Annotated in this window: 3 protein-coding genes; 2 read left to right on the plus strand and 1 reads right to left on the minus strand. The window is 42.0% G+C overall.

The window, feature by feature from the left end:
* Window positions 1-72 precede the first annotated feature (72 nt).
* Window positions 73-510: a Na/Pi symporter gene (locus tag F6K49_RS46080; RefSeq protein ID WP_293109070.1), complete on the plus strand. Its 438-nt coding sequence runs from the start codon at window positions 73-75 to the stop codon at window positions 508-510.
* Between the two features lie 99 nt (window positions 511-609).
* Here the strand turns inward: F6K49_RS46080 and F6K49_RS46085 are convergent, their stop codons facing one another.
* Window positions 610-774 carry a hypothetical protein gene (locus tag F6K49_RS46085; RefSeq protein WP_293109075.1) on the minus strand — a complete coding sequence of 55 codons (165 nt, stop codon included), beginning with the start codon at window positions 772-774 and terminating at the stop codon, window positions 610-612.
* Between the two features lie 489 nt (window positions 775-1,263).
* On the opposite strand from F6K49_RS46085, the gene F6K49_RS46090 reads away from it, so the two are divergent.
* The gene (locus tag F6K49_RS46090) at window positions 1,264-1,422 is read left to right on the plus strand and encodes a hypothetical protein (protein WP_293109080.1); all 159 of its coding nucleotides are present in this window, start codon (window positions 1,264-1,266) and stop codon (window positions 1,420-1,422) included.
* Window positions 1,423-1,731 lie beyond the last annotated feature (309 nt).

Genomic DNA, 1,731 nt, shown 5'->3' on the forward strand with positions numbered 1-1,731 from the left:
TAGATCTTCCAGAATCACAAACTTGGATGGCACCACATAGCGAGATACTTGGGCTTGGAGATATGTCTTGAGTTGATACACACTGCTATCGGTAACGGTCCCATGGCTGGGATTGCTTCTGGGACACTAGTCACTGTAATCGTGCAATCTTCCTCCACTACCACCAGCCTGATGGTTCCCCTAGCTGGTACAGGTTTATTGAGCTTACAAGAAATTTATCCGTTTACCCTAGGGGCAAATATCGGAACCTGTATCACTGCGTTACTTGCGGCTACCGGAATAACGGACAATCCAATCCCTGGTCTAGAAATAGCTACAGTGCATCTACTTTACAACACCCTCGGAGTTGTGATCATCTACAGCATTCCTGTTTTGAGACAAATGCCAATCCTGGGTGCAGAAACCTTAGCTGCTGTTGCTACTGAGCGGAAGTATTTAGCCTTTGTCTATATTGGAAGCGTTTTCTTCGTTATTCCTGTACTACTTCTGAGTCTATCCACCTTGCTGTGACAGCTTACCACCTGAGCACCTCATTCCCGTCTTCGTGTATTGCTTCAAGAATACTCACTATAGCAATTATCAAATTAATGAGGTACAAATTTATGGGTTTTAGGGAACAGGGAGCAGGGACTTCGGAGCAGGGAACAGGGAACAGGGAGCAGGGACTTCGGAGCAGGGAGCAGGTAATAATGAAAAAACTATTTGTAGCTCATAGCTATGATAAACTCTATATATCCTTGTTAGGGAAGATGCGCGGCTGAGGCCTTTGGCCATTAGCTTCCGCGCTTATGCGATCGCATCGTAAGCATATGCGCGTAGCGCACGCTGCGCGAACAGCACTCAGCTGTCAGCCCTCAGCCATTAGCTTAGCTTGGCCATTTCCTTAGCGCATTATCTTAATACTTAAATCGCATCTTACCTACAACCAATAACATCCTGCCATGTTTGGAAGCCCCGTCTAGGCAAGAGCAGAGTGCTTACTATATGTAGTCAGCTTAAATATATAGTTGATTAATAATATTTATTGCTAAGCTAACCAGAGCAAGCCTTACTATAGCAAGGTTTATCTTCTTTAAGCCTAACTCTTAGCTTAAAGGTAAAGGAAAGCTTGAGCAAACTTTATCGAAATTTATTATCAATTATTGAATTTGGGCTTGCTTTTGAGTTAAAGTCTATAGAACATACCCAATCACTGAGCTTTTCGAGCAATAGCCGAAAGGTTAAGCAGCAAAAGGGTGAATCTACACTAGATGGAGACAAATTATGTTAGAGCAAATCCAAGGATTGACTGCTGAAAAGCGTGCTGTTAGCAAAATTAAACTCGAAATCAAGGAAATCGTTCCTAATAATCCTCGTAAGACTAATGAATCTTGCCTAAATACTGACGCTGACGGTGGTGATCTCAGAAGCGAAGAATCCTGAGACGGTCTGGCCTTCTCAGGTAGCTATTGCTTCTGAGCCCAGAATTGCTAGCAATAATTAGTTGCTAATAATTTTGGAGTAATCCGAGCTTGTATCAGAAATTAGAGAAATTTTCTCAATTAGTTTCTGGTGCAAGCTAGTTGCTTAGTATAAATTTTTTGTTGCTAATCTTTATCAAATATTTATGTCGGTGCTCGCAAAAATCCTCAAGCCTTATAGTGAGCAGAAATTCCTAGAATACCATTGGACGAGTAAAGCAGTATTTATCCCAAGTGAGGACGAAAGGAAGTTTGCTGATCTATTTTCTTG

The organism is Moorena sp. SIO3I6 (genome assembly GCF_010672095.1).